Source organism: Muribaculum gordoncarteri (assembly GCF_004803695.1).
GTDB lineage: Bacteria > Bacteroidota > Bacteroidia > Bacteroidales > Muribaculaceae > Muribaculum > Muribaculum gordoncarteri.
This window is the reverse complement of sequence record NZ_CP039393.1, coordinates 1,343,928-1,369,506: the sequence shown is the minus strand read 5'-3', so window position 1 is coordinate 1,369,506 and position 25,579 is coordinate 1,343,928. Positions and strand designations below refer to the sequence as shown.

Below are 25,579 nucleotides of genomic sequence, written 5' to 3'. Positions count from 1 at the left end.
GTAATCGCCGGATTTTTGAGTTTACGCTCTTTGATTCTTCTTGCCATGATTACAATACGTTGGGAAGTGCGCCGAAACGACCGTTCATATAAGCGCGGTGGATAGATGAGAGTTTGTTTAGACCATTGAAATCAACCAGCGAGAACAACTGCGAGTTGCCGTCCTTCCCTTTCTCTGTAAACCATACGGAGTCCTTGCCGAAAATGTCGTCGATGTCTTTAAGAATCGGATCGTAATGTGTAGAGACAAGAAGCTGAGACTGGTTATCTTGTGTATTGACAAATTTCGAGAGTATATACTCCATCAGGTTGGGGTGCATCGAGGCTTCAATCTCGTCAATGCAAAGGAACGCCTGACGGTTGAGTTGTTCGTAAATCAGAGACTCCAGTTCCACCATCCGCTTTGTGCCCGTGCTCTGGCAAGCCTCAGGGAGTATATAATCCTGCGAACCGCCGGCATGCTCTACCTTATGGCCGAACAGAGCTGCCATTTTCTGAATCTTTATGTCTGATATATTAAAGTCTGCCTCCTTTGCGAATTGCAGAAGATACTCGCGGAAATCCTCACTGTCCGCTATATGCTTTTTCGCATCATTTGAAAGAGAGGAAAGCGAACCGCTCTGCAATGAAAGAATACGGCTGTCAATCCACCGGCGCATATTGTCAAGATATGCGACCGAGACATTCACCTTCTTCATGGTAGCCAGCAGCGACATATTGCGGAGACAGTTCATCGTCATGACGTCCACCTCCGCCTGAGAGAGTCTGACGACAGCCGGATTGAAATTCAACCTGGATATACCACCGACATCCTCGCGACAGAACACCTTTGTCGGGCGGTTGGTGAGATAGACGAAGAGCGACTCATGGCAGACCTTTTCAGGATTTACCTTGAGTTTGTACCAATAGCGCAGACCGTCAGCATAGAATTTAAGTTCAAATTCCGTGTCGAAAGACAGCGCATCGTCGCGTAACAGGAATGGCTGCACATCCGTACCGTCATCGTTGGTGGATGGAAGTGTGTTCCAGAAACCGCGCAGGAACTCAATCGCTTCAAGCAGATTTGATTTGCCGCTGGCGTTTGCGCCGAGCACCACTGCAAAGCGCAACAGCTTCACGCCGTCAGGCATCGTGACCACACTGTTGTAACGGTCGTCTGTCGACGGCTCAAAACTCAATTCCACTTCATCGCGAAACGACTTGAAATTACGTATTTTCAGCTCTTGTATCATATCCGATGCGTTTTAATGGCGCAAATATAGCGAAAATCCGTCGCATCACAAAATCAAAATCGAATTTTTAGTGGTTTTAATTCTTGTTTTAGGGCATTTTTCTCCAAATCTAAAATCAAATTACGCCATATAAGATGCATTGCATCGCCTTACAGTCGGCAGGGTCAGCCGCGGTCGCAACGGCTTCCGCAAAGACAAGTCCGGCGAGAAACTTGCGGAATCCGAAGAAGACCTCCTCGAACACCGCACCGACGGCACCGACGCTTTCGATACTCTTTTCATCGGCTGCGAAAAATTCCCATATCACGACTCTTTCAGCCTGTCAATGTCAGGAGTAATCTGATTTCAGTTGAGGACCTCACGCCCCCAACTGAAAATTATTTACTATCTTTGCAGATATGCAAAGGCTCAAAAAAATACTTCAATGGCTCACAGTTTCGCCTATGCTACTGCTCGCCCTGATTGTGGTAATCATTAATTGGATTTTCCACAATCTCCGTATGCCTGAATATACCTATTGGGAGAATATTTGGAAGCGATAAAATTTCTCACAAAACCGCTCTTTTTCAGGCAAATACTTTGCTGAAATAGTTGTTTTTCTCGCGGATTTTTCGTAACTTTGTACCTATAAAAACAACTTCAAAATCTCTCGACTATGGCAGTAAAAGTTTATGTGATTTCCGACCCTCTCGCAATAAATTTCCTCGTTGACGATGACATCGACGGCTTCAAGGAATACCTTGACTCCGACGATATGCTCTACTTCCCCGACCCCGAAGTGTTTGACACCGAGCAGCAGGCTCTCGCTTTCTGCGCCGGCATAGGCTACGGCGCAAACGAAAGTGCCACTCCCGACCGCTATCCGCTCCGCTCGTGCGAGGAAGCCGATGCACCGTTCATCGAAGCCATCGAAAATTATTAAAGCCGTATACGATAAATGGAACTAATAATACTTGGGAAGAATACTAAAAGTAAAGGTGCAGAATTAGAAAGGTTTTGTAGACGATTATTTATAAAATTAGGCTTTAAAAATTCTACCTTGAATTTTATTGCTGCGGGTGGTAATGAATACGATGTTACCGCGGAAAAAATCATTCAGCAAGAAGATGGAACAGAAGTTTCCATTCCAATAATTGCCGAATGCAAGGCTTATAATAAGCCTTGTGAAATGACACATTGGCTTAAATTTCTTGGTAAATTTCATACTGCACAATTAAACAATAAGTTGGCAGAAGGATATTTTGTTGCACTATGTGGTGTCAACGGAAATGTATGGGGGGCTGCAACTCCATTAATCTCTACCGAAAGTAATATTCATATAATTGCTAAAGACGATTTAATCAAGTATGTGGTCAAGGAGTACAATTTATCTCCAATCGAACATATACGACGAATCGGAGAACTCTATTCTAATCGTGTAGTTGATACAGTAGATTTTATTTTATATGATAATCAAATCTACTGGCTGCTTCGGTTTAATTCAAAAGACTTTACGATAATTAAGAATGATGAAACACCTCTTACTTCCAAAGAATTAAAAAAATCTTTACCGAAGTTGTCAAAAAAATCTTTTTTTAACTATATTGATCTTATCGAAGAAAGGGAAACCCAATTAAAAATTTCTTCTTTACGAGGTTTTATTCTATATTGCGCTCTTTGCAATTGTGGAAATTGTAAAGCAGAGATTGAATCCACTTTGTCTAAAACAAAGATGAATTTCACTTTTCATGATGTTGTTTCAGTTCTTAAAGACACTAAATATGTTTCTGATTCACTTCCGATAAAGATAATTCAACCTTCTTCCTATATAGCCTTCTTTAGATATTTATTTTCAAATCTATTCTTCCCTTCTTCAATTATTTCTAATGATTACCAAACTTTGGTCAATCAGTCTTTTCTAAATGAAGTGCTTTTAATGCAAGGGAATCTCGTTTTAGACACCGAAAACCAAGAAAAGGCACTATTTATTCTTAGATGTTCTCCGTCTGCTATCTGTAACGTTATTTACGAAGACACAATGTTGGTAAACGCATCTCGTAATAGTATACTCTTTAAGAGTAAGTACCATAAAAAATTCATAAAGAATGTGAAGCTAAATTTTTTAAGCTATTAATTGAGGGGATCGGTACTGACTTAAAACAACAAGAATTTTGGGAGATTGCAAATAGACTTGGAATTTCAAATTACTCAATGCACCATTCCCTTGTTGTTAATAAGGGAATGGAAAATGAAATTGATATCGAATATTCTCCAGTAGTACATTTTGCTCAAGCTGGGAATTTACCATCAAACCCAATAATTCCATTTGTTAGACTTGACGAGTAAGCGAGTCTTGCAACTCTATGTGAAACACAAAATACTATCCAGTTTGTCTAATTTTGACAATTCCATTTGGCAGTGTAGAAAATTTGAGCTAACTTTGTTGTCAAATTTTGACAATATAAGACAATGAAGTTTTGTGATTATATACGGCAACACCGTGAATCGTTGGGACTTGCGCAGAAAGAACTTGCGGAAGTCCTCTCGGTGGATGTGCCTATGTATAGCCGATATGAACGAGGTCAAAGACCACTTAAAGAAGAACATATTCCCATTCTTGCTTCAAAACTCAAAGTTGATTGCGGAGAATTGAGAAAGATGTGGATTGCTGACAAAGTTCTTTCAGTAGTGAACGAAGAAGAAGATGCATCCGACATTCTGAATATTGTGGCTGAGAATATTAACGATGGCAAGAAATCCGATTATGGAAATTAAGACACTTATTTCATTAGAAGACAAATATATTTATCAGGATGCAATTGAACTTTTAAACTCGGATGATCCATTTGCTCCGATAACCTCAGAGGTTATTGAAAACGCAAATGTTAAGATTCGAGAAATAGCTACTCGCATTCATCATCATATTTTATTAGAACTAATATACATTTATGTTTCTAATAAATTCTCAAATTGCACTGATATAATGCAAATTTGCTTCAATACAAATAGTATCTGTACTACCGGCTTATCTATTTCAAACATAGACACCATTCCCTCTTTGTGTGAGCAGTTGCATATTTCATTCCTAAATTCTAAATTCTCTCTTAGTATTAAGTCTTCTAAAGTTCGGTCTAAATCTAAGGAACAGTTTATTGAACTTGGTGCAGTATATACACAATCTCATATTGCAAAGAACATTGTTGATGATACTTTTGCTAATCTTCCTGTTCCCATACAAGAAGCAAAAGTACTTGACTTCGCTTGTGGTACTGGGCGCTTTTACGAAAATGTAATTCCATACTTTGAAGATAAGAAAAAAGGAGTATTATTTAATGTCTATGCTATCGATTTGGACTTAGACGCATTAAACATAACTCGTTTAAAGGCTCTTTCTTTTATTGACTCCTTATCTAAAGAAGAATGCTTTACACTATGCCAACACATTGTCTTAAAAGACGCTCTTCGTAAAAACAACTCATTTTTCCCGGAACCACTGCAAATCTCACCTGCGGATCTTGATGGGCTTGCAGAAGGTGGCTTTGATGCGATTGTTTCAAACCCTCCATATCTTGTTCTAAAGCCCAACAAATCCAAAGCTGGCGTTGGAGGCTCCGATAAAATTCAGGAACAGGTAAATTATTATCGTACTTGTGGGTTTTATCAATATTCTATTGAAGGTATGCTAAATTTATACCAACTTTCCATAGAAAGAATGCTTCAAATGTTGAAGATAGGTGGAGAGTTGGGAATTATTTGCCCTTCTACTTTGTTCGGGGATGTTTCTGCAAAAAAACTTCGCAAACATTTATTACTCCGTAACAATGTTAGAAGTATTCGCTTCTTTGCAGAAAAAATTCCATTGTTTGAGAATGTTAATCAGGCAACAAATATTTTTATACTACAAAAAGGAGGCACTACCTCAGATATTACAATATCTGAGGAGGAGGATGTCTTTGATGTAAACATTTCTTTAGTTAAAGAATTGTTTCCTGAAAATCTTGAAATTCCAACTATAAAGTCTTCAGAATGGGATATTTTGCGAAAATTATCTACATTGAAAAAACTTAAGCAATTTCCTTCAATTAGAAACCGTCGCGGAGAATTAGATTTATCTCTATGCAGAGAGTTCGTTACTTCAGCACAGACTCCCTATAGATTAGTACGTGGGAATATGATTGGAGAATCAGAAGTAAAGGACATTAATGGAGAATTTGTTTTAGAATCATTTATTCCTACACGTTCTAAGGACTACCGTACTTATGACTTTAATCGGAAGCGATTAATATGTCAACAAATTTCTAATGGTGGACTCCGTCGCCGACTGAGATTTATTTTCTGTGCTTCAACTGATGTTCTCGGTAACTCATGCAATTATATTTCTTCTGATGAAGAAACTCTTGCAAAACTGTATCTAATCTTAAATAGTTCAGTTCTTAACTGGCGATTTAAGATAACAAGTTCGAATAATCATATTAATAACTATGAATTAGACGAACTTCCTATAATTGACCTTGACAAAGTAGATGCCTCATTCTCGTATTCTTCTCAAGAGGAATTAGATGAATATATTGGTGCTTTGTATGGTCTATCTAAAGATGAAAGAAACCTCATTGCAATATGAAATTATATAATCACGTAGCATTTAAAATGGGTCAGCGGGAAGCAACCATCGCCTCCTTTATACAAGAAGGAGGGAATTGGCAAGATATTCCGCTATCATATTCAGATACGAGGCTTGATAATATCAGAGCAACCGGTGGTCGTACTACTTATTACGGTCGCTTAGCTTGGGATAAACCAAGCTATACTATTGCTACATACTTCAATCGTGTTGGTAATGGGTGCAATTTGCATCCAGAACAAAATCGAGTGATGTCTAACCGCGAAGCGGCTCGATTTCAAAGTTTCCCTGACGATTTTATCTTTCAAGGATCAAAGGCTTCCCAATATAAACAAATTGGGAATGCTGTTCCTCCTTTATTGGCTCGGTTAGTTTCAAGTCTAATAAAGCCACATCTTAACTCGTATAATTTTGTCGATTTATTCGCAGGTTGTGGCGGAATGTCGGAAGGCTTTATAATGAATGGCTTTAATCTTCTTGCCGTAAACGAAGTTGACAAGAATATTATGCTTACGAATAAATTTAATCATTCTAAGTATACAGATGAAAGCCACTTCATTCTTGGTGATATTACACAGGAAGAAACCAAACAGCAGATTATAAATGCTTGCGAGGGTCATAGTGTAGATGTCGTAATTGGCGGACCTCCTTGTCAAGGCTTCTCATACGCAGGATGGCGCGATCCGAACGACACCCGAAATCAACTATTCAGAGATTTTGTTGAGTTGGTGAAACGTATCAAACCTAAGTTCTTTGTTATGGAGAATGTATTAGGTATTCTTACTATGCGCAAAGGCCAAGCCATTAAAGAAATTATTGAGGCTTTCGAGGAAATCGGATACCACGTGAATCCTCCTCTTAAATTGAACGCAGCTAACTTTGGCGTTCCACAGAAACGTAAACGTGTAATTATTATAGGTTCTCTTGATCCCGACATTACGATTGAGCAACCTTTGCCTCTTTTTGAAGAAGATTCTCTGATAGCTCCACCTTTCGTAACTGTCCGTGATGCAATTGGAAACCTACCTCATATTGAAGATGGAGGCGGCGAACTTGAAATGGATTATGAATTTGTTTTAAAATCTCCTTATGATATGTTGATGCAAAAGGAAATTGATTTTGATAAATTCTACGATCTTATGTGTAATAAGTAAAAATAAAGGGGGTCATTTTTGACCCCCTCTATTTTATTCTTTATTCAGGCTCTGCTGCTATTGAGAAAGGACTATCTATTTCTCCGTATCCGAAAAACCTTTCATGCGTTTCTTTTTCCAATATGCTATTACTGACACTTTGGATAAGTTGGCGCAACAACTTATCCGCTTTATCATATTCTCTTAACGCGATTGATGCAATAATAGGGTCTAATTCTTTGGAATCCTCATCTATCAAGAAATAGTTCTTTCGATTCTTCTTACTTGAAAATTCTTCAAGACTGTCAAACGCTATGCGAACATAACGCTCCTGATTTTTTCGCTTATTTTTGCTATCCAATGGCGTTGAGATTATCTTCAAATTTTCAAGGTGAAGCAAATATCTATAATCTACAAGAGAATATTCAGGATGGAGATAGCGCATTAAAAATTCAGTGCCAGTTTTCTTATAGATTATAGATAATATATTCAAAACATTCTGATGGCATTTAGCCATTACTGAACTTGCGAACTTTGCATCTATATCGTTTTTTATGGTATGCTTTACAGCATCCCATATTGCTTTTGAGTGCCAACTAATTACTTGTTCACCACTTTCTTCTATCTTTATTAATTCATCGACATCACTCTTTGTAAAGCGATTATTTTTGGAGCTATTGCAACCGCTACACATTGGCGCGAAATTTCTGCTATGGCAGAAACCAAGAGAAATCGGGCCGATATGATCTGCACTCATTTTCTCTGTATTTCCGCAAACAGGACACGCCATAGGCGGCTGTTTACGAAACTCACCCATTAATCGGTTGGCAAGGTTATAATCGCCGTCAGACCAATCTTCGTATGCTCTCCGATCTTGTCCATAAGTCATCATATTTTCTGAATGCCTTCCAGTATCAAACTTTGTTCGACAACATAGTGCATAAGAATGAAACCCATTAAATCGGTCAGGAGGATTACACATAACGCCCGGAGAAAATCGTGAACTTTCTTTATCGACCATCTCTGAATATATTAACTCGATTAAGTCGTCTTTGTCTTTAGGTGTTCTTAGTCCAAAAGCAGCGGCTATCGCTTTAGCCTTTTCCATACTATCGCACCATTGTTCAATTATTTCACGAATAGTATTTTGTGCTCGCTCCTCGTCGTTATCTTTATCAATGTTACAGCCGAGTATTTTATTCAGTATTCCAACAGTTGTTTTAGCAGGGTATTCATAAAATATACTTCTACCCTCGCCACAACATTGGCATATGTGTATCCCTGTAGGATGAATCAAGCGTGCTAACTTTGCATAACAGCCTTTTTGTATGGGGATATTGTGAATTTTGCATTGATTATCCCACCAAGATTGTCGTAACTGACCTTTAGGCGATTTTCCTGCAACCACCCATTTAACTCTGCCATTGTCATCTCGTTCATAAAATAATCCGGCATAGTTAGGGTGATTAACTATAAATTCTACATATTTTTCGTAATTAGGATGATACTGAACTTCGCCTCTAAGTTTTTTCACCATCGTTAAGTAGATTGTCTAATTTCACATTTAGCGCATCAGCAATTTTTTTTGCGTTTTGCAGTGAAATTGACCGTTCAGCACGCTCAACCATACCGATATAAGTTCTATGAAGCCCGGCTCTAAATGCCAGCTCCTCCTGAGAAATGCCAATTGATTGTCTACGCAATTGAACATTTCTGCCGAACATAATCATCGTATTCTCTATTCGAGTCACTTTATTTGCGCTATATTTAGTATGCAAAGTTAGACAGAATATTGACCGTTGTCAACATACTACTCGTTGCTATAAAATCTGCAAATATACAAATTTTTAATGAATTAGGGAGTTGCGGCACCACCGCCTGCAATATAAGACCGCTTAATTGAAATAATCGAATCAAAAATCACGATTTTTAACATCGAAAATGGTGTCCGAACCAATAAAAACGGCTATCTTTGCGGTGTGAAAGAGGACACTCAATCACCTTCCGGGACAGAGGTCCCGGTCGCATCCACATGGCAAATCATGGAAAACCGATGAATTCATGCCGTGTGCAATTCGTGGTCAGGAATATGGACACGAAAGATAAAACGCTACAAATCAACTCAGTTGAGTGTAAAATATCCGACACCAGGCGGATCACAAAAGGAATCATTTTAAAATGATTCCTTTTTGTTTTTAATCAATATGTCCTGGTATCACGTTGATGACTTTAAAATTTATTAAAAGCTTCCTTAATGACCGCGAAGTACTTCTGACAACTATCCCCTACCTGATAGAAAAGAACTCACCGTTGCTTTCAACGCAGTCAGGCAAAATGTTGTTAGATTTATTGGTTTTAGGAGAGGACCATCGCAACAGATATCACATAGGGTTCGATATAATAGCTATAACGAGGGCCATATACCGCCGTGTAACAACAGGATTAAAAGAGGGCGCGAGCACTATAGAGCAACAACTTGTTAGGGTGATAACCGCTGACTACAGCATGACATTTTCTCGAAAGCTAAAGGAGATATTGCTTGCTGTAATCATTAGAATGAAATTTGATAGACAACAGTTGGCTATATCATATCTTGATATAGCTTATTATGGTACCGAATACCCATCGCTTGACGCCATACTTGCCGGGTTCGGTCTTTCAAGAGATGCTGATATTGACCTGAAAGTATGCGCATCAATTATAGCGAGGCTGAAATATCCAGAGCCCAGAGTAATGTCCGAGAGTAATAATTATCAAATTGAGCGGCGTACATCTCATTTATTAAAGTTATATTTGCGAAAACATCCTATTCATTTGAAATTAATATCAGCGATTATCTCAACAATTCGCCAGTAATCGGAGCAATATCAGAAACTTATGTCAAGCCTGAGAAGTTTCTTAAATATTACTTCAATTCCAATGAAAGCGATGCGCAAACGTTCCTCCGTCATGTAATGCAGAGTAATACTCCATACATATTCAAAGACCGTCCGTTGATATTTGAAAAAATCAAGGAATATCTGAGCAATCTGCTTTCAGTCGAGCTGCATGATATGCTGTTGATAGGGAGCTCAAAGACCGGGTTCTCGCTTTCGACCGATAATTATGGCCGTCCGTTCAACGATAAAAGCGATCTCGATTTTACGATTATAAACGAAACCCTATTCTAATCGCTTAAAGCCGATTATGACAATTGGAAAAGAAAGTACACCGTTGAGGAAACAATCAGTCCCACCAACCTGACGGAAAAAGGTTATTGGGATGAAAATGTTAAAGTACTTAAGCGTAATCTCAACCGCGGCTTCATTGACACATACAAATTGCCCAATATGGAATGTTGCCCGACAGCCAAGACAATTATAATGCCATGTACAATATTACGCTACACCTCGAAAACACGTTCGGGATAACCAGCAGCAAAGCATCCGTACGAGTGTACCAAAACAATGAGGCATTCGTCAAGCAATTACGCCTGAATACTAACTGTCTTAAAGAACGACTCGACAAATAGCTGCCTGATTCAAACGGAAAGCCTGGCGGATTCACAGTTGACCGGATTTTATAGAACTCCGGCAATGCGGTTATATTTGGTTCTGGCCGAATATATGGTTCGCAATACATGCACTGAATAAATTATTCACTATTATATTCAGTACAGCGTTTTTATTGAACAGAATATGAGCAATTCCGAATTCAGAACCGTTCTAAACTCAGTTTTTTGTAAAAATCGCAGTTATAATCGCAAAAATTTGTACCCATAGAGGATTGTAGTCGCAATTTTTTGTATCAAAAATATGCTTCGTCTATTTTACTCGACTTAATTTCGGCAACAACCCCAATTTATTGCCTAAATTAAGCACTATACCCATTAGAACAAGAAAGATGAAGAAATAGGATTAGAACCCATGACCCCACTGATAATGAGCCTAAGCATTTTTAACAATCTGGATGCTTGGGATTGGCTGGTTACCGGTCATCGCGATAAGAGTCCGCGTCATATATATCATCTCTGAAACTGTCAAAATCGTCCATTATATCATCAAGCCCCTCCATGTCATCAAGCTGGTCTTGGAGCCGGTCCATTTCGTCTTGTATGAGCTCATAGCGGTTCGACCCCACATCGCAATTATCGAGCTGATCCTCAAGCTCATCGATGCGGTCTTGCAGTTCATCAATGTCGTAATCTTTTAAATCAGTCGGTTGACTATTATCGACTATTTTTTGACATTCGGCAATTCGCTTTTCCGACTCCTTGATTTCATTCTCCAGTTCTTGAATACGTGCCTCATATTGCGAATTGATAATATAATGTGGTTGATATGTACCGATTGTACTTGATTTCGATTTGCGCGAAAACAGGTTGCATATCATATTGAATATAGCGAATTCGCCGAGAAAATTCCAGAATGACATGACTGATTATTGTTTAAAAACGTTTTTTGATTTTGGGAGCTATCCACAGGATAAGTCCATAGACGCTCAACACAATCGCCGAGTTGACGATAAGCGCGGTTATGAAGCCGGGGCATGCGCAAATGACAATGAAGATTATCAATATCGCCCAAATAACTATACCAATCATAATTGTATCATTTTATGTCCGCACCACTTTTGAGAGCCGGCCCAAGCCAACCTAAAACGCAAATAATAACAACGATGAAAAACATAACGGAGTGTATTTATGGATTACGCGGAAAGCCGATATGACTTTCATCGGCAAAATTAGCGACATGGTGTGCAGAATTGCAGCACAAGTATGTTAAAGAGTGTTGCCAAATGTTGCGCATCTCATCCCTGCACAACGTGCCATAGTGTAGCGGTATAATATATGTATACAATATTAAAAACAAAACCTATGGCAACAGTCAGATTGAAATACCGGCCATCGTGCGTGGCCACCAAGGAGGGCTCGCTTTACTATCAAGTGATACATAATCGTGTCGCACGACAAATTAATATCTTATATCGCATAATGTCACACGAATGGGACAGCGACAACGCAGCTATAGTATGCCGGTCGGAATCCGGTGAAAGAGTGCCCATAAAAAGCATATTTCACAAAAACGGTGAAGTTTAATCGGCGGTTGGTGCGTTGCGAAGAGATGTCGGATTTGCGGCCAATTTGTAGCCGATTCCGCGCACATTCAGGAGTTCAAGCCCGGTTGACTTCGACAGATATTTGCGTAGTTTGTAAATGAAGCCGTGCAGGCGATTGAGATTGTTGTAATCGTCGTTCTGCCAAATGCGATACATTAGCGTTCGGGCCTCGACCACCTCATTGGGATGACGAAACAGTTCGTCAATGATCACGGCCTCGGTATGCGACAGCTCAATTGTGTCAGCTCCTACTGCAAGACGCTGCGATGCAAAGTCAAGCGAACAGTCGCATAGGGTAGGATTGGAATCTTCGGCCGCGCCTTGACGGTTGCGTTTCAACAACGCCTTTATGCGCACAACAAGTTCAAGTATCTGAAACGGTTTGCGTATATAGTCATTGGCTCCCAGTTCAAAGCCTTTTACAACATCATCGAGAGCTGTGCGGGCGGTGAGGAAAAGCACCGGTACGGTGGGTGAAGTCAGCCTTATAAGACGCACCATCTCAAAGCCGTCCATTTTCGGCATCATAACATCAGCGACAATAATATCGGGCGATGATTTGCCGAACATCTTAAGCCCCGCCTCGCCATTGGGCGCACACTCTACATCAAATCCCTCACGTGTCAGCGCGTCCTGAATGATGAATGATAGTGTCGAGTCATCCTCAACAAGCAAAATCTTATCTCTTTTCATCGCTTTTGAATTTTATTGTAAATCTTGTGCCTTGTCCCGGCTTACTTGTCACATCAATGCTCCAGCCAAGCAATTCGACAATCTGTTTCACATAAAAAAGTCCGAGTCCGTAACCTCCCGCCTCATAGCGGTCGCCTGAGGTCACGCGATAGAATTTATCGAATATGTAAGGTAAATTTCCCTTCTCAATTCCTATGCCGTTGTCGGCTATTGTTATTGAGCGGTCATCGGCTTTTATGTTGATGTTCACTGAATCACCCGAATATTTGATTGCATTGTCGATGAGATTTGACAATATGTTGCCAAGATGCAGTGAATCAGCCCGTACCGAAAGGTTGTCGGGAATATCGATGTTTATGTCGACGGGCTTGTCGGCTTTCAGTCCCATCATGCCCGAAACATCCTCTACAACAGGTTTTATTGCAACCGGTTCAATGTTGAGCTTCATTGTCTTGAACCGTTCCATGCTCATTGACAGGATGTTCTCGATCATTCCCGACAGGAAACTCAACCGCTGCATTATAATCTTAAGGAACTGCTTGTTTCTCGCCTCGTCGCTTTGGTCGTAGTAACGCAGCATGGAATCGGCGGCTGAATATGCCACGGCTACAGGTGTCTTCAACTCATGCGTCATGTTATGCGTGAAATCGTCTTTCATCTGCTCGATAGTGCGTAACCTGCCGACCCAATGAAGCAGATACCATATCAGGAATCCCATCAGGATTAGTATCATAGCTGATGTCGCGATAATACCTGACATCTGTTTCAAAACCTCTGTACCAAGGGATGATATGTACACATTATATAGATGTGTATTGCCTTGGTCGATTGTAAATTTTATATGCCAAAGTCCTGAATCATCAGATAGGGTGGAATCGGGAGGCAGAACAACCGCATAGTCGGGATGAAGACCGGCATAGTCAAGTTGTCGGCGAAACACATTGTCTATAATCGTGAAGTTCTTGCCCTTCATCTGCTGGTCATACTCACCTTGAGCGGCAAAGGCCGAGATCAGCTCTTCAACCATTTTTCTATCGACATCAGGGTAATCGTACCATTCGGTTTCGGTTGTATCGCCTGTTAAAGTCAATATAAGATTCAACTTTGAGTCATCGACATTATAGGTTGACTGCGCAATGCTGATCCAGGATATTATATCGGCCTGACGCACGCAGCTTTCCACCTTATCTATGTACTGCTGCTTATATGTGTCATATAGTCGGTGCATGAACCAAGCGTTTGCCGCTATCATAATGGCAATGGCGCTAAGACATACAATTGTTATGGTTCTGAATTTTTTCATAAACAAATTTACGAAGAATTTCTTGAAATGGGAATGGGCTCTAAGACTAACTAAGACTAAAGGAGGCTCAACTAAGGCTTGACAGGCAGCATCGTATGTAATTTTGTCATCAAATAAAAGTCACTGTTATATGAAGAGAATAATGATCCTTTCAACACTTTTGTCGTTATGGCATGGAGGTTATGCGCAGCAGCCTGCTGAGATGCCCGATTCATTGGATGCCGGAGTGCTAAACGAAGTTGTTGTCGAGGCGCAGATGCAGAATACGACAGCCCGGATGTCGGCTTACATTCCCGGTGCAAGGGAGAAAAATGCAGCAAAGGATGCAGCGTCGTTGCTTAATTTAATGGCTATCCCGCAATTGTCGGTCGATCCTGTCACCGATGCTGTTGAGACACTTTCGGGACAGCCGGTATCAATTTTTATTGACTACGTAGAAGCTTCGTCGGAGGACATTTCGGGCCTGAACCCGCGTGATGTGAAAAAGGTTGAATACTACGACAACACCTCCGATCCAAGGTTTTCGGGTAAAAGATATGTCATAAATTTCATCATGCAGAAATATGAATGGGGAGGTTATACTAAAATGGATGCCGCGCAAAGCTTTAGGGTGACAAAGACCGATGCTTCCGTCTATTCCAAGATGAAGTATAAGAGCATGAGTTATGACATTTATGCCGGAGAACGATACAATGCAATCAGAAATGCCGGCGATGAAAGCGTTGAGGATATGCGGTTTCCCAATCTTCTTGGCAATGGGCCGGCTAATGTGATCAGGTCCAATTTCAGTAAACCCGAAAACAGTCATACCAATACTAATGACATTTCATTCCGAGCCATATATGATAGCGATAAAATTCAACTTAACAATCGCATAGGCTTCAGCTATGCATCGTCGCCTGAAACTGAAACGACCAACAATCTCTTATATGGCAATGATTGGTCGGGAAGTGAAACGACGCGTTCGATATCCTCAAGAAGCGACATGAGTGCCCGATATAGAGGTCAGCATCTGTTTATGCTACCGGAAAACCTGACGCTTAACATCGGGATGAGCTTTGAATACGGTAACAATAAGGTAAACTCATTGTATTGTGGCTACGAGGGAACATCGATCACAAATAACGCTTATGAAAAATCTTATTCCGGAACAGTAAATCCCAATCTATATTGGTTGATTGACGATTGTCACACTCTCCGAGCCTATGCGGTGGGAGCATGGCGTGACAGCAAAATAGATTATCAAGGCAATTCGTCGTCACGCCAGTCCTATAAGATTGACGGGTATCAAGCGGGGGCCTCTTATGATTTTGCCACAGACTGCTGGAGCACTCACCTTAATCTTGGTTGGACATGGCAGAAAAATTCCATAAGCAATTATAAGTTCAACACATCCTATTCGAGAATAAATGCCGAGGTTACTTATTCCCCGACACAAAATTCCCAACTACTTGCATCCTATGAATACTACGAAACAATGCCCACTGCGTCATCGACCGGCCCGGTTGTCCTTCAACAGGATGAGTTGATGTACTATTCGGGTAATCCTAAACTGAAAAATTCGCCTTCACATGAGGTGGGGCTGCAGGCGGTTTGGCTTCCGTCCAATAAATGGCAGCTGGCGTTCAGCGGATTCCATTACGACATTACCGATAGGCGTGTTTCCGATTATCTACCCGAAGGTCCCGATGGGAAGATGCTCCGTTTTTACACTAACAATGGCAATTATATGAGTACTATGATTGGTATTAATGCCACGGCAAAGCTCCTTGGCGGCAAACTGACGGCAAGAATAAATCCCCAATTATGGCTGCGAAGAACAACCGGAGTTTTTGTGATGACACGTAACGAGCTGACATGTACGGCTCAACTCACCTATTTTTTCGGTAATTTTTATGCCACAGGTTGGTATATGACCCCAAGTCACTATCCCGACGAGAACAGCGGTATAGAGAGCAAAACATCATCGCAGTATCAGCTGCAACTCGGGTGGGGAAGTGGAGCATGGAATTTAAGAGTTTCGGCTTCAAACTTTCTGCGGTCGGATTGGCGCGCCAATCGAGAAATACTCCGTTCGGAATATTACGACATGTCACGAAGGGTATACTCGCCTTCGCAACACATGGGATTCGCTTTGACCGCCACATATACTTTCGGCTATGGAAAAAGGGTGGAGCGTGACAATGAGCTGAAACATGAGTCATCGGCATCTTCCTCTTCCTCTTCCTCTTCCTCTTCCGCCATCTTAAAGTAACTATTTGTTTTATTAAGCATAATTTTGTATTTTTGGAAAAGTAATAAACCTCTAAATATATTTTTTAGATTATGTCATTGTGGATTGTTTATCTTATCGCAGCGGCTGTGCTTATGATCATAGAGTTGCTAACCGGCTTTGTTGCAACGTTCTGTGTAGCTATAGGATGTGTGATTGCTGCCGTGTTGGATTTTATGGGATTGAGCATTGAAGCGCAACTTATAGGTCTGGCTGTAGGTGTAATAGTGGCATTCATCCTTTTTGCGCCGTTGATCAATCACCTTAGGAAAAAGCATAACGTTCACCGTGAGGAGTACAATAGCAACATGAACGCACTCATTGGCAGGGAAGTGTTTGTGACGCAATCGATTCCCGACGGTGGCGGAGTGGGGCGCGTAACCGTCGACGGTGACAGCTGGCAGGCCGTAAGCAATTCGGGAGATGCCATTGAATCGGGTGTGCGCGTGCGTGTCACCGGCTACGACAGTATAATACTTACCGTCAAGCCTGTAATTTAAGTCGTAAATAATTAACCAATTAATACTCTAAGCAATGGGAACTTATATTTTTCTGGGACTTGTTGTGCTGATAGTGATAATTGTCGTATCGGCCGGCGTAAAGATTGTCCCGCAATCCGAAACTCGCGTAGTGGAGCGTCTTGGTCGTTTTCACAGCGTACTTAGTCCGGGACTCAATATCATTTGGCCTTTTATCGACAAGCCGAAAGTAGTGTACACACGCCGGGTGGAATCGACTATCAACGGTCAGAACATCGTGCGCATAACTTCATCGACCGCCATCGACCTTCGTGAGCAGGTATATGATTTTCCTTCACAGCAGGTGATCACCAAGGATAATGTGACTACCGAAATCAATGCGTTGCTTTACTTCCAGATTGTAGATGCCAAGAAGGCCGTATATGAAATCGACAATCTGCCCAACGCACTTGAAAAGTTGACACAGACATCGCTGCGTAACGTAATCGGCGAGCTTGAACTTGACCAGACACTTACATCGCGCGACACCATAAACTCGCGTCTTCAGGTAATTCTCGATGATGTCACCAACAAGTGGGGTGTCAAGGTCAACCGCGTCGAGCTGCAGGACATAACGCCTCCCCGCAGTGTGCGTGAGGCTATGGAGAAGCAGATGCAGGCCGAGCGAAATCGTCGTGCCGAAATCTTGAACGCCGAAGGACAGAAGACCTCGGTTATCCTGCTTTCGGAAGGTGACAAGCAGTCGCAGATTAATCAGGCTACAGCCGTTAAGGAGGCCGAGATTCTGCGTGCCGAAGGTGAAGCCCGTGCAAAGGTGTTGACCGCTCAGGCCGAAGCTGAAGCGATCATGCGTGTTGCCGAGGCGATAAAGTCGTCCAACACCGATCCGGCAACCTATATGCTCGCAATGAAGTATATCGATACATTGCGTGAGATGACCACTGGAAAGGACAACAAGACTGTCTACATCCCTTATGAAGCATCGAGCGTGCTGAGCTCAATAGGAGCGATAAAGGATATATTCAATAAGTAACGATTCAGATTATACAAATAGAAAAATACCTCCGCCGAATCATCGGCGGAGGTATTTTATTATAAAGGTGATTGGTTATCAGATTATGCCTTGACCCATCATTGCATTGGCAACCTTCATGAATCCGGCGATGTTGGCGCCCTTCATGTAGTTGATGTAGCCGTCGGGCTGTGTACCGTACTTCACACACTGCTCGTGGATGTCGTCCATGATTCCGTGGAGTTTCTGGTCAACCTCTTCGGCGCTCCAAGTCAGGTGCATTGCATTCTGGCTCATTTCAAGACCCGAAGTTGCAACTCCGCCGGCATTTACAGCCTTGCCGGGAGCATAGATTGTGCGGGTTTCGATAAAGTGGTCGATGGCTTCGGGTGTACAACCCATGTTTGAAACCTCGGCAACGAGTTCTACGTTATTGTCGACAAGCTGCTTTGCATCGTCGCCGTTAAGCTCGTTCTGGGTAGCGCAGGGAAGAGCGATGTCAACCTTCTGTTCCCAAGGCTTGCGGCCAGGGAAGAATGTTGCATTGGGATATTTCTCAACATAGGGTTCTACTACATCGTTGCCCGATGCACGCAATTCAAGCATATATTCAATCTTGTCGCCTGAAATTCCGTCGGGATCATATACGTAACCGTCGGGACCCGATATTGTCACAACCTTTGCGCCGAGTTCGGTAGCCTTGAGAGCTGCACCCCAGGCAACGTTTCCGAATCCTGAGATAGCGACTTTCTTGTCCTTGATGGTTTCGCCTTTGCGGGCAAGCATGTCGTTTACGAAATATATAGCGCCAAAACCGGTAGCTTCGGGACGAATGCGTGAGCCTCCGAAATCAAGACCCTTTCCGGTGAATGTTCCTGTACATTCATTGATGAGCTTCTTGTACATACCGTACATATAGCCTACCTCACGGCCGCCTACACCTATGTCGCCGGCGGGAACATCACGGTCGGGACCGAGATTCTTCCATAATCCGAGCATGAATGCCTGGCAGAAACGCATGATTTCGCGATCGCTCTTGCCACGGGGCGAGAAATCGGAACCGCCTTTGCCGCCACCCATCGGAAGAGTGGTGAGTGCATTCTTGAATGTTTGCTCAAATCCGAGGAACTTAAGGATTGAAAGGTTGACTGATGCATGGAAGCGTATGCCTCCCTTGTACGGGCCTATGGCGTTGTTGAACTGTACGCGGTAACCGATGTTGGTTTGAACTTCGCCCTTATCGTCGATCCATGTTACACGGAATGTCACGATCTTGTCGGGTTCAACCATACGCTCGATTATGCGAGCCTTCTCAAACTCGGGATGCTGATTGTAGACATCAGCTACCGATAATAACACTTCTTTAACTGCCTGAAGATATTCCTTTTCTCCGGGGTGTTTTGCCTCAAGGGCATTCATGATATTGTTAATATCCATACTTTAAAAGTATTAAATAGTAATTGTGTATCGCAAATGTAAGCAATAAATTTTGAATAAAACACTATTTTTTAATGAAAAATTTCATGTTCTTTAATTAAATTGTTTATGTAAAGTAAAAGGGCTTCATTTCATTGAAATATTAATGTATTTATGCTGTTTGGTTGCAATTTGACAGTGCAGTGCCACAGCGGCTTATGTGCACACCTATATTCGCTGACAATATGCCAATTCATGCGTCGTGATATTGTCAACATGAAATATATTTGGCACTAAATTGTGCAACTGTTTTGTCATTTGCAAAAAGTGTAGTACATTTGTTTATCTTTTAACATTAAATACAATTATAATTATGGTAATACAACGTTGGCAAACGGTGTTTCTTTTCATTGCGGCAGTGGCAATGGGAATATTTTTCTTCCTTCCCGTGAGCTGCATGATGGGTTATATCACATCAATCCTTAATGCACTCGTTACAGTGCTGCTGTTGGTTGACATTTTTATGTACAGGAACTTGAAATTGCAGAAACGCGTAGCATTGATATGCATCTGCTTCTGTTTTGTTTCGGCTGCTATCACGGCTTATCTCAGTTCAGTTCTTGACATTGCCACCAATTGGGAAGTGCAGCTTGTGTGTCCGGTTGTCGCAATAATATTCACATACTTCGCTTATGCTCGAATGAAGGCTGACGAAAAGCTCCTTAGAAGCTACGATCGCATACGCTGACAACACTGAATTTATCATCCATAACCACAATCCCCGATTCCCTATTTATTAAATAGGAGTCGGGGTTAATTTTTGTAATCACATATCGGGATTGTGTTAAATTGTTGTTAATCAATAAAATTATAGATAAACTTTTAATCGGGGATATTGTCTATAAAGTATCTGAATTAAAAACAACAACAAATTATGAAAAAGAAAATTCTAAGTCTTGCTGTAATAGCAATGTCAATGTTCTCGATTAACGCAGTGGCTCAAAATCCGACAACAAATAATGCTCCCGCCAAAGAGTGTAAAAAAGAGTGCAAAGCATCTCAGTGCAACGACCAAAAGTGCGACAAGCAGTGTCCTACACTTTTCTCAGGCATGAATCTTACCGCCGATCAGCAGGCCCAGTTGAAGGCTTTGCAGGAGAAGCGAGCAACCAAGATGCGTCAGCGTGCTGAAAGCGCAAAGGCTCAGAAAAAGAGCGACCGCAGGCAGAATGACTCATTGAGAATGGCCGACCGCAAGAACTATCTTGAGGAAGTAAAGGCTATCGTAGGCCCCGACCAGTATGTGATATTCCTTGAGAACATCGTGTTGAACAATCCTCAAGGCAAAGGCCACTCGGTTATGCCCGGTAAGATGGGACGACATGGCGACAAGGCAATGCGTCACGGTGACCGAATGAAGAAGGATGGCCGCCATCAGCATCGTGGTGACGGACAGCGCCCACAGCAAGCTCCGACAAACAAATAATTACACAATATTCTAATTAGGGGTACGCCCGAAGAGCTATGAAGCTTTTCGGGCGTACTGTTATTAAATAGATAATGTATTAATATAAAACCTAAGCGGATGAAATTGACGATTTCCTGCCGTCAGTTTCATCCGCGTTATTCAGTGATTTAATAGGGACATCCGCATCCATCCCAAAGGATGACCCCTTTGATTTGCTAAATCTCTGATTTTATCTTGTCGGTCCACTCCTTTATGCGTTCATCGCTGAGTTCGGGGTGATTTACTTCGTCAAGAAGCAAACCTACGTAAACTCCGTCGATAAATGCGGGTGACTCGTCAAATGTGTAGACGCTTGCATCAAATGGAGCGATGAATTTGGCGCCGGTACCTTGGAGGCGTTTGTAGATTTCACCTACAGCACCGCAGAATGTGTCGCTCATCGATTCATCACCGCAACCGAATATTGCAATCTCTTTACCCTTAAGGTCGAGAGCTTCAAGGCCGTCGATGAAGTCATACCAATCATCCTGAAGATCGCCGGCACCCCAGGTCGAGGAACCGAGAACAAGTACGTCATATTGTGCCACATCCGAGGGCGATGACTTTGCAACATCATGTATATCAACATCGGCAACGCCGAGATCTTTTGCTATGAGTTGTGCTACATCGGCAGTAACTCCGGTCGAAGAACCATAAAATATTCCAATTTTTTTCATAGTTATCTAATATTAAAATTATCAACACTATAACATTATATCCTATGATAATGTTCAATGTGTCTTATGCTGTCAGAAAGTAAAATGCATCGCTATTCTCAAGCCTGAGTTGGGCGCTCCGGGAGTGTTGCGATAGGATAGACGCCACACATAGTCGACTCGCAGGACACTGAAAATGTTGTCGAGTCCCGCGCTTATTTCCATGTAGGGGCGTCCCGACATACGGGTAACCGTTATGTCCTCAGGGAAGCGAAACAGTTCAGGGTTGTAGGTCGGGTCGTTCTTTTTGCTGAGATGTCCCCAAAGGCTTTTAAACGACACCACCTCCCTTAGTTTCGATTTCTTCAGTAACGGCAGGCGTGTAAATAGAGCGCCGTTGGCCCAGTAGGTAATGTCGATCAGGCCGTAGGTGTCGTTGATGAATTCCAGTGGATTCATCAATGCGAAGCTTTCGGGCTGAATCGTGTAGGAGAGATTGGCATTGGGCAGCAACAGGTTCAGATAAGGTGCCGCTTCCCACACATGACCGCCCTTTGCCACGGCGTCGATGTAGCCGAATGCCGATAGCCAGATGCGTTTTTGCAATCGCAGCTCGGTGCGGTTGATGGGGAACATGCTTCCCATGAACCCGCGTGGCGCATAGGTGTGGGTAAGCTCTATTACCGGCGCATCAAGGTTGATGGGATAGCGGTTGGTCCTTCCCTGGTAGAACTTTTCGCCGGGTGCATATCGCAGCTTTATGTTGAACGCCGCTTCATTGTAGTGGCCGTAGTGCTTGCCTGCGCTGTCGATAAAGGGTATCCACTTGGTGGCCTCTTGGCGCTCGTAGGCAAATCCTGCCACGAGGGAGAATCCGTTACGTAATTCAAGCGTATAATCCAGCGCGGTGAGCCGCCTGTAGGTTACGCGTGTATCCTCCATGCGCTTGAATGAAAGAAACAGGTTGTCCTGATTGGTAAACAGATATTTTTGTCCCAGCTGGTCAAGCTCGTAGGACTGGGTGAATCGCAATGACTTTACGGGAAATTCGCGTGAATGATATTCTTTATCGATGAACGAGTATTCAAGTTCGGCTTTGTATTTCCATTTATGGTCGCGAAGACCATAGGCTACATATCCGCGGCCAAACCACCGCTTCGACAGATTGGCCGTTGTCATTCCTCCGGTTCGCAGGCGCACTCCCTCGGCTGTGTTGTAGGAGATGCTCGTGTTTACAGGACCGTAGTCAAACTTGCTGTTCTTGCCCGTAGGTGCATAGCCTGAAACGAGCAGCTTCAATGTCTTCTCGGTCCAGTAATACAAGGGGACGCTGCGTAAACGCTCAACAAGCGATTTCACGCTTCCTTCACCCACCTCGAGCGGTACAAGTCGGTTCTTTTCCCAAAAATCGTCGTCGCGCTTAAATGCGGAGGCATCGACAACTTCGTGCTCGGCGTGGTTGAACACATCATCGACACCGACCGGCGGCCTGTCGAAGCTGAAATTATTGTAAACCGTGTTGCGGCGCGTATAGAAGCTCGGGGTGCCCGGCATGACGCGAAATTCGACAATCATGTCGTCCTTTGTCTTAAGACGGGAGCCGTCGGGAGCCTTTTCGTAGGTTTGCGACACCGACATTGCATCCACGAAGTTTACATTTATGGAGTGGGGCAGATGCAGGTCGATTTTCTTAATGAACATTGTCGAGTCGTTTTTGGAAACATATAGTTTCCCGAGAAACCCGAATGTTTGTGGTGTGTGAGGCACGAAACTAAGCACTATGCATGAGTCGCCTTCAACTACTGTAGTGTCGGAAAGATAGTACTTGTAAAAGTCGGTTGCTATCCGTGACAACGGACTCACAAATCTGTTTTGCAGCAATGTCACATCGTTTCCGTCATAAATGTCAATCTCCCGGAACACATCTTCCATGAATCGGCGCATACTTTCTTGGTCGGCCATCTGGTCGACTCCCTCGCGCTTTATGCCTTTCACATACTCACGTTCGCTTTCGGGCGACTTGCGATAGTGGACCGATGACGACTTTTCCTGTACTGCGACATTGAGTATCGGCTTGCCCGACACTTCCGATATGTCGATATGATCCTTCAGAAAATCAAATTTGCGTTCTATCCATGAATCATCCGATGGGTTGAAGTCATTGAGCGCTATTGTCATGCGCTCATACTTGTCGTAGTTGAAGTAGTCGTTGCGATAGGGATCGTTTATGTCACGCGTGGCGCGTATTCGTTCAAGAAACTCAACTGCGGGATTGTTTTTCTTGCTGTATTTCTCCTTTGTGGGCTTGACTATTATTTCATTAAGCTGCACTCCGTCGGGCGACAGATCTATTATGAGATTGCGTATCTGTGATGACTTCAGCTCCACTGTTTTGGTGGTATAGCCCATAACCGACACCCTTAATCCGGTCGCTTTTCGAGGTGACGACAATCTAAATGTACCGTTCTCTTCCGAGAGCACTCCGTTGTTGGTGCCTTCAAGAAACAGTGCTACATAAGGAATCGGCTCATGAGTGATGGAATCTCTTACGACACCGCGCAACTGTGTCGTTTGTGCATTGATCGACACCCCGCAGGCAAATGCCGTAAATAATATCAAGTGTGTTATAATGTACCTAAAACCCGTTTTCAAATCAATATCTATTCAAAACAAATGCATAACTTTGTAATGTATTCCTCGTGTGGTTTCGTCATACTACATTCCGATGCCACTGAAAGGGTTGCAAAGTTACGAATTTTTTCCGTCATATAGAAATGTCCAAAGAAATAGAGCGAAAGTTCCTCGTTGTAAACCAAAGTTATAAATCGATTGCGACATCCTGCGACCACATAGTCCAGGGCTATTTGTCGCGCAATGTCGACGCCACGGTAAGGGTGCGCCTACGCAATGATAAGTCGTTTTTGACGGTCAAGGGTCGCAATCACGGCATAGAAAGGGATGAGTGGGAGTATGCGATTCCGTTGGACGATGCACGGAGTATGCTGCAACGGCTTGTCGACGGACCGGTCATCGACAAGCAGCGTTACATCGTGCCATATAGCGGGAAAGTGTGGGAAGTCGATGAGTTTTCGTCGCCCGATGCCGGGCTGGTTGTTGCTGAAGTTGAATTGTCGAGTGTTGATGAAGAGTTTGATATACCTCCATTTATCGGCGAGGAGGTGACGGGTGATCCCCGTTACTATAACTCAATGCTCGGAGTCAAGAAATAGGGAGCAGGTGCTGTCAGCGCACGTTAAGTATTTTGTGTAGTTGCAGCGACAGCCGCCATTGCGGATGTGACAGACAATAGTCCAATGCCTCCGATGTTATGCGGCGGTTTTGTTCGTCATCGCCAGTGTCACACGGCTGCAGTACACGATGTGACGCTTTGATGTGATTGTAGCGCGACGGATCGTTGTCGCCGCGATACACGATTTTCAGCTCGTCGCAATGTTCAATTACCGTTTGTGCATTGTCACAGAAATCATCTTTGGGCGACAATGTCACGTGGTCGATGCCGGCGGGCAGCGGGTGAGTGCCGTTGGTTTCAATTGCGATAGTCTTGCCTGCGTTATGGAGCGCCTCCACGATAGCGTCGTCGATGAACAGCGAAGGCTCTCCGCCTGTCAATACGACGAGCGAAGCATTGTAGCGTGACACTTCGTGCATTATATCGTCGAGCGACATTGGGTTTCCCGTTTGATGTGATGTGTCGCAAAAAGGGCATTTCAGGTTGCAACCGCTGAATCGCAGGAATATTGCCGGAACTCCGGCATTGACGCCTTCGCCCTGAATGCTGTAGAATATCTCGTTAATCAGATACATGCGTCGGTGGCGTTGTCGTCAATGTATATCGCTTCGTTACCCTCCGATTCCTGGACGCGGGCTTTGTAACATTCGGGTATGCGGTCCACGATCCATCGTGCGATGTTCTCGGCCGTGGGGTTGAACGGAAGCAATTCATTCAGGTTGCCGTGGTCAAGATAACCGTGAATAAGCTCCTTTATATGCGAAAAGTCACACACCATTCCGTCGGCGTTCAATTCACGGGCACGGCAATATACGGTTATGACCCAATTGTGGCCGTGAAGCCGGCTGCACTTGCTCGGATAACTTAATTCCAGTCTATGCGAAGCCGATATCTCGATTCGTTTGGTTACATAGTACATGGCGCGTGACG

25 protein-coding genes are annotated in these 25,579 nt (G+C 43.0%); 14 read left to right on the top strand and 11 right to left on the bottom strand.

All coding sequences use genetic code 11. The annotated features are described in order from the left end of the window. Nucleotides 1–49: 49 nt before the first annotated feature. On the bottom strand, nucleotides 50–1,231 hold the full coding sequence (locus E7746_RS05975) for an AAA family ATPase (protein WP_136410192.1): 1,182 nt from the start codon (nucleotides 1,229–1,231) through the stop codon (nucleotides 50–52). Nucleotides 1,232–1,370: 139 nt separating this feature from the next. Here E7746_RS05975 and E7746_RS05970 point away from each other — a divergent pair, with 139 nt between their 5' ends. From E7746_RS05970 to dcm, 6 genes are all read left to right on the top strand, one after another. After that, nucleotides 1,371–1,574 carry a hypothetical protein gene (locus tag E7746_RS05970; protein WP_238337350.1) on the top strand — a complete coding sequence of 68 codons (204 nt, stop codon included), beginning with the start codon at nucleotides 1,371–1,373 and terminating at the stop codon, nucleotides 1,572–1,574. A gap of 312 nt (nucleotides 1,575–1,886) precedes the next feature. Further along, entirely contained in the window at nucleotides 1,887–2,153 is a 267-nt protein-coding gene (locus E7746_RS05965; protein ID WP_136410191.1) for a hypothetical protein, read from the top strand. A 15-nt stretch (nucleotides 2,154–2,168) separates the two neighbouring features. Further along, nucleotides 2,169–3,344: a hypothetical protein gene (locus E7746_RS05960; RefSeq protein WP_136410190.1), complete on the top strand. Its 1,176-nt coding sequence runs from the start codon at nucleotides 2,169–2,171 to the stop codon at nucleotides 3,342–3,344. 335 nt (nucleotides 3,345–3,679) lie between these two features. Then, nucleotides 3,680–3,985 carry a helix-turn-helix domain-containing protein gene (locus E7746_RS05955; protein WP_136410189.1) on the top strand — a complete coding sequence of 102 codons (306 nt, stop codon included), beginning with the start codon at nucleotides 3,680–3,682 and terminating at the stop codon, nucleotides 3,983–3,985. After that, complete coding sequence (locus E7746_RS05950; RefSeq protein ID WP_238337349.1) at nucleotides 3,975–5,831, top strand: Eco57I restriction-modification methylase domain-containing protein; 1,857 nt, start codon at nucleotides 3,975–3,977, stop codon at nucleotides 5,829–5,831. Before E7746_RS05955 ends, E7746_RS05950 begins: the two co-directional genes overlap by 11 nt. After that, nucleotides 5,828–6,985, top strand: a complete 1,158-nt coding sequence (dcm, locus tag E7746_RS05945) for a DNA (cytosine-5-)-methyltransferase (protein ID WP_136410187.1) — start codon at nucleotides 5,828–5,830, stop codon at nucleotides 6,983–6,985. The genes E7746_RS05950 and dcm overlap by 4 nt, the downstream gene beginning before the upstream one ends. 40 nt (nucleotides 6,986–7,025) lie before the next feature. Here the strand turns inward: dcm and E7746_RS05940 are convergent, their stop codons facing one another. Then, on the bottom strand, nucleotides 7,026–8,501 hold the full coding sequence (locus E7746_RS05940) for a restriction endonuclease (RefSeq protein ID WP_136410186.1): 1,476 nt from the start codon (nucleotides 8,499–8,501) through the stop codon (nucleotides 7,026–7,028). Beyond that, entirely contained in the window at nucleotides 8,485–8,688 is a 204-nt protein-coding gene (locus E7746_RS05935; RefSeq protein ID WP_136410185.1) for a helix-turn-helix domain-containing protein, read from the bottom strand. Before E7746_RS05935 ends, E7746_RS05940 begins: the two co-directional genes overlap by 17 nt. A 499-nt stretch (nucleotides 8,689–9,187) precedes the next feature. On the opposite strand from E7746_RS05935, the gene E7746_RS05930 reads away from it, so the two are divergent. Further along, nucleotides 9,188–9,820, top strand: a complete 633-nt coding sequence (locus E7746_RS05930) for a transglycosylase domain-containing protein (RefSeq protein WP_136410184.1) — start codon at nucleotides 9,188–9,190, stop codon at nucleotides 9,818–9,820. A gap of 98 nt (nucleotides 9,821–9,918) precedes the next feature. Beyond that, nucleotides 9,919–10,134 (top strand): hypothetical protein, encoded by a 216-nt coding sequence (locus E7746_RS05925; RefSeq protein ID WP_136410183.1) that lies wholly within the window; start codon nucleotides 9,919–9,921, stop codon nucleotides 10,132–10,134. Between the two features lie 796 nt (nucleotides 10,135–10,930). On the opposite strand, the gene E7746_RS05920 is transcribed toward E7746_RS05925, so the two are convergent. The 3 genes from E7746_RS05920 to E7746_RS05910 form a co-directional block, all read right to left on the bottom strand. Next, on the bottom strand, nucleotides 10,931–11,377 hold the full coding sequence (locus E7746_RS05920) for a hypothetical protein (protein WP_136410182.1): 447 nt from the start codon (nucleotides 11,375–11,377) through the stop codon (nucleotides 10,931–10,933). A 660-nt stretch (nucleotides 11,378–12,037) separates the two neighbouring features. Beyond that, the gene (locus E7746_RS05915; RefSeq protein WP_136410181.1) at nucleotides 12,038–12,754 is read right to left on the bottom strand and encodes a response regulator transcription factor; all 717 of its coding nucleotides are present in this window, start codon (nucleotides 12,752–12,754) and stop codon (nucleotides 12,038–12,040) included. Further along, a complete protein-coding gene (locus tag E7746_RS05910; RefSeq protein WP_168184313.1) occupies nucleotides 12,741–14,006 on the bottom strand; it encodes a sensor histidine kinase in 1,266 nt (421 codons plus the stop codon). Before E7746_RS05910 ends, E7746_RS05915 begins: the two co-directional genes overlap by 14 nt. A 181-nt stretch (nucleotides 14,007–14,187) precedes the next feature. Here E7746_RS05910 and E7746_RS05905 point away from each other — a divergent pair, with 181 nt between their 5' ends. The 3 genes from E7746_RS05905 (at nucleotide 14,188) to E7746_RS05895 (ending at nucleotide 17,841) form a co-directional block, all read left to right on the top strand. Next, a complete protein-coding gene (locus E7746_RS05905) occupies nucleotides 14,188–16,311 on the top strand; it encodes a TonB-dependent receptor (RefSeq protein ID WP_136410179.1) in 2,124 nt (707 codons plus the stop codon). A gap of 71 nt (nucleotides 16,312–16,382) precedes the next feature. Beyond that, on the top strand, nucleotides 16,383–16,829 hold the full coding sequence (locus E7746_RS05900) for an NfeD family protein (RefSeq protein WP_136410178.1): 447 nt from the start codon (nucleotides 16,383–16,385) through the stop codon (nucleotides 16,827–16,829). A gap of 34 nt (nucleotides 16,830–16,863) precedes the next feature. After that, nucleotides 16,864–17,841 carry an SPFH domain-containing protein gene (locus E7746_RS05895; protein ID WP_136410177.1) on the top strand — a complete coding sequence of 326 codons (978 nt, stop codon included), beginning with the start codon at nucleotides 16,864–16,866 and terminating at the stop codon, nucleotides 17,839–17,841. A gap of 78 nt (nucleotides 17,842–17,919) precedes the next feature. Here the strand turns inward: E7746_RS05895 and gdhA are convergent, their stop codons facing one another. Beyond that, the gene (gene gdhA / locus E7746_RS05890) at nucleotides 17,920–19,257 is read right to left on the bottom strand and encodes an NADP-specific glutamate dehydrogenase (protein ID WP_136410176.1); all 1,338 of its coding nucleotides are present in this window, start codon (nucleotides 19,255–19,257) and stop codon (nucleotides 17,920–17,922) included. Between the two features lie 352 nt (nucleotides 19,258–19,609). On the opposite strand from gdhA, the gene E7746_RS05885 reads away from it, so the two are divergent. Then, nucleotides 19,610–19,984, top strand: a complete 375-nt coding sequence (locus tag E7746_RS05885) for a DUF4293 domain-containing protein (protein ID WP_136410175.1) — start codon at nucleotides 19,610–19,612, stop codon at nucleotides 19,982–19,984. Nucleotides 19,985–20,170: 186 nt separating this feature from the next. After that, on the top strand, nucleotides 20,171–20,722 hold the full coding sequence (locus E7746_RS05880) for a hypothetical protein (protein ID WP_136410174.1): 552 nt from the start codon (nucleotides 20,171–20,173) through the stop codon (nucleotides 20,720–20,722). Nucleotides 20,723–20,919: 197 nt separating this feature from the next. Here the strand turns inward: E7746_RS05880 and E7746_RS05875 are convergent, their stop codons facing one another. Together E7746_RS05875 and E7746_RS05870 are read right to left on the bottom strand one after the other, a co-directional pair. After that, nucleotides 20,920–21,420, bottom strand: a complete 501-nt coding sequence (locus tag E7746_RS05875) for a flavodoxin (protein ID WP_136410173.1) — start codon at nucleotides 21,418–21,420, stop codon at nucleotides 20,920–20,922. A 72-nt stretch (nucleotides 21,421–21,492) separates the two neighbouring features. Next, complete coding sequence (locus E7746_RS05870) at nucleotides 21,493–24,018, bottom strand: DUF5686 and carboxypeptidase-like regulatory domain-containing protein (RefSeq protein ID WP_238337348.1); 2,526 nt, start codon at nucleotides 24,016–24,018, stop codon at nucleotides 21,493–21,495. 155 nt (nucleotides 24,019–24,173) lie between these two features. Here E7746_RS05870 and E7746_RS05865 point away from each other — a divergent pair, with 155 nt between their 5' ends. After that, a complete protein-coding gene (locus E7746_RS05865; RefSeq protein WP_136410172.1) occupies nucleotides 24,174–24,629 on the top strand; it encodes a CYTH domain-containing protein in 456 nt (151 codons plus the stop codon). 13 nt (nucleotides 24,630–24,642) lie between these two features. Here E7746_RS05865 and E7746_RS05860 read toward each other — a convergent pair whose 3' ends face one another. Then, nucleotides 24,643–25,224, bottom strand: a complete 582-nt coding sequence (locus E7746_RS05860) for a 7-carboxy-7-deazaguanine synthase QueE (RefSeq protein ID WP_136410171.1) — start codon at nucleotides 25,222–25,224, stop codon at nucleotides 24,643–24,645. Continuing rightward, nucleotides 25,215–25,568, bottom strand: a complete 354-nt coding sequence (locus E7746_RS05855; RefSeq protein ID WP_136410170.1) for a 6-pyruvoyl trahydropterin synthase family protein — start codon at nucleotides 25,566–25,568, stop codon at nucleotides 25,215–25,217. Before E7746_RS05855 ends, E7746_RS05860 begins: the two co-directional genes overlap by 10 nt. Between the last annotated feature and the right edge of the window lie 11 nt (nucleotides 25,569–25,579).

Coding starts and splice junctions, on each gene's coding strand:
- E7746_RS05920 (WP_136410182.1), bottom strand. CDS start 11,377: ATGTCATTCTGGAATTTTCTCGGCGAATTCGCTATATTCAATATGATA.
- E7746_RS05895 (WP_136410177.1), top strand. CDS start 16,864: ATGGGAACTTATATTTTTCTGGGACTTGTTGTGCTGATAGTGATAATT.
- E7746_RS05865 (WP_136410172.1), top strand. CDS start 24,174: ATGTCCAAAGAAATAGAGCGAAAGTTCCTCGTTGTAAACCAAAGTTAT.
- E7746_RS05925 (WP_136410183.1), top strand. CDS start 9,919: ATGCAGAGTAATACTCCATACATATTCAAAGACCGTCCGTTGATATTT.
- E7746_RS05915 (WP_136410181.1), bottom strand. CDS start 12,754: ATGAAAAGAGATAAGATTTTGCTTGTTGAGGATGACTCGACACTATCA.
- E7746_RS05885 (WP_136410175.1), top strand. CDS start 19,610: ATGGTAATACAACGTTGGCAAACGGTGTTTCTTTTCATTGCGGCAGTG.
- E7746_RS05975 (WP_136410192.1), bottom strand. CDS start 1,231: ATGATACAAGAGCTGAAAATACGTAATTTCAAGTCGTTTCGCGATGAA.
- E7746_RS05955 (WP_136410189.1), top strand. CDS start 3,680: ATGAAGTTTTGTGATTATATACGGCAACACCGTGAATCGTTGGGACTT.
- E7746_RS05900 (WP_136410178.1), top strand. CDS start 16,383: ATGTCATTGTGGATTGTTTATCTTATCGCAGCGGCTGTGCTTATGATC.
- E7746_RS05880 (WP_136410174.1), top strand. CDS start 20,171: ATGAAAAAGAAAATTCTAAGTCTTGCTGTAATAGCAATGTCAATGTTC.
- dcm (WP_136410187.1), top strand. CDS start 5,828: ATGAAATTATATAATCACGTAGCATTTAAAATGGGTCAGCGGGAAGCA.
- E7746_RS05950 (WP_238337349.1), top strand. CDS start 3,975: ATGGAAATTAAGACACTTATTTCATTAGAAGACAAATATATTTATCAG.
- E7746_RS05935 (WP_136410185.1), bottom strand. CDS start 8,688: ATGTTCGGCAGAAATGTTCAATTGCGTAGACAATCAATTGGCATTTCT.
- E7746_RS05910 (WP_168184313.1), bottom strand. CDS start 14,006: ATGATAGCGGCAAACGCTTGGTTCATGCACCGACTATATGACACATAT.
- E7746_RS05965 (WP_136410191.1), top strand. CDS start 1,887: ATGGCAGTAAAAGTTTATGTGATTTCCGACCCTCTCGCAATAAATTTC.
- E7746_RS05940 (WP_136410186.1), bottom strand. CDS start 8,501: ATGGTGAAAAAACTTAGAGGCGAAGTTCAGTATCATCCTAATTACGAA.
- E7746_RS05855 (WP_136410170.1), bottom strand. CDS start 25,568: ATGTACTATGTAACCAAACGAATCGAGATATCGGCTTCGCATAGACTG.
- gdhA (WP_136410176.1), bottom strand. CDS start 19,257: ATGGATATTAACAATATCATGAATGCCCTTGAGGCAAAACACCCCGGA.
- E7746_RS05905 (WP_136410179.1), top strand. CDS start 14,188: ATGAAGAGAATAATGATCCTTTCAACACTTTTGTCGTTATGGCATGGA.
- E7746_RS05930 (WP_136410184.1), top strand. CDS start 9,188: ATGACTTTAAAATTTATTAAAAGCTTCCTTAATGACCGCGAAGTACTT.
- E7746_RS05960 (WP_136410190.1), top strand. CDS start 2,169: ATGGAACTAATAATACTTGGGAAGAATACTAAAAGTAAAGGTGCAGAA.
- E7746_RS05875 (WP_136410173.1), bottom strand. CDS start 21,420: ATGAAAAAAATTGGAATATTTTATGGTTCTTCGACCGGAGTTACTGCC.
- E7746_RS05860 (WP_136410171.1), bottom strand. CDS start 25,224: ATGTATCTGATTAACGAGATATTCTACAGCATTCAGGGCGAAGGCGTC.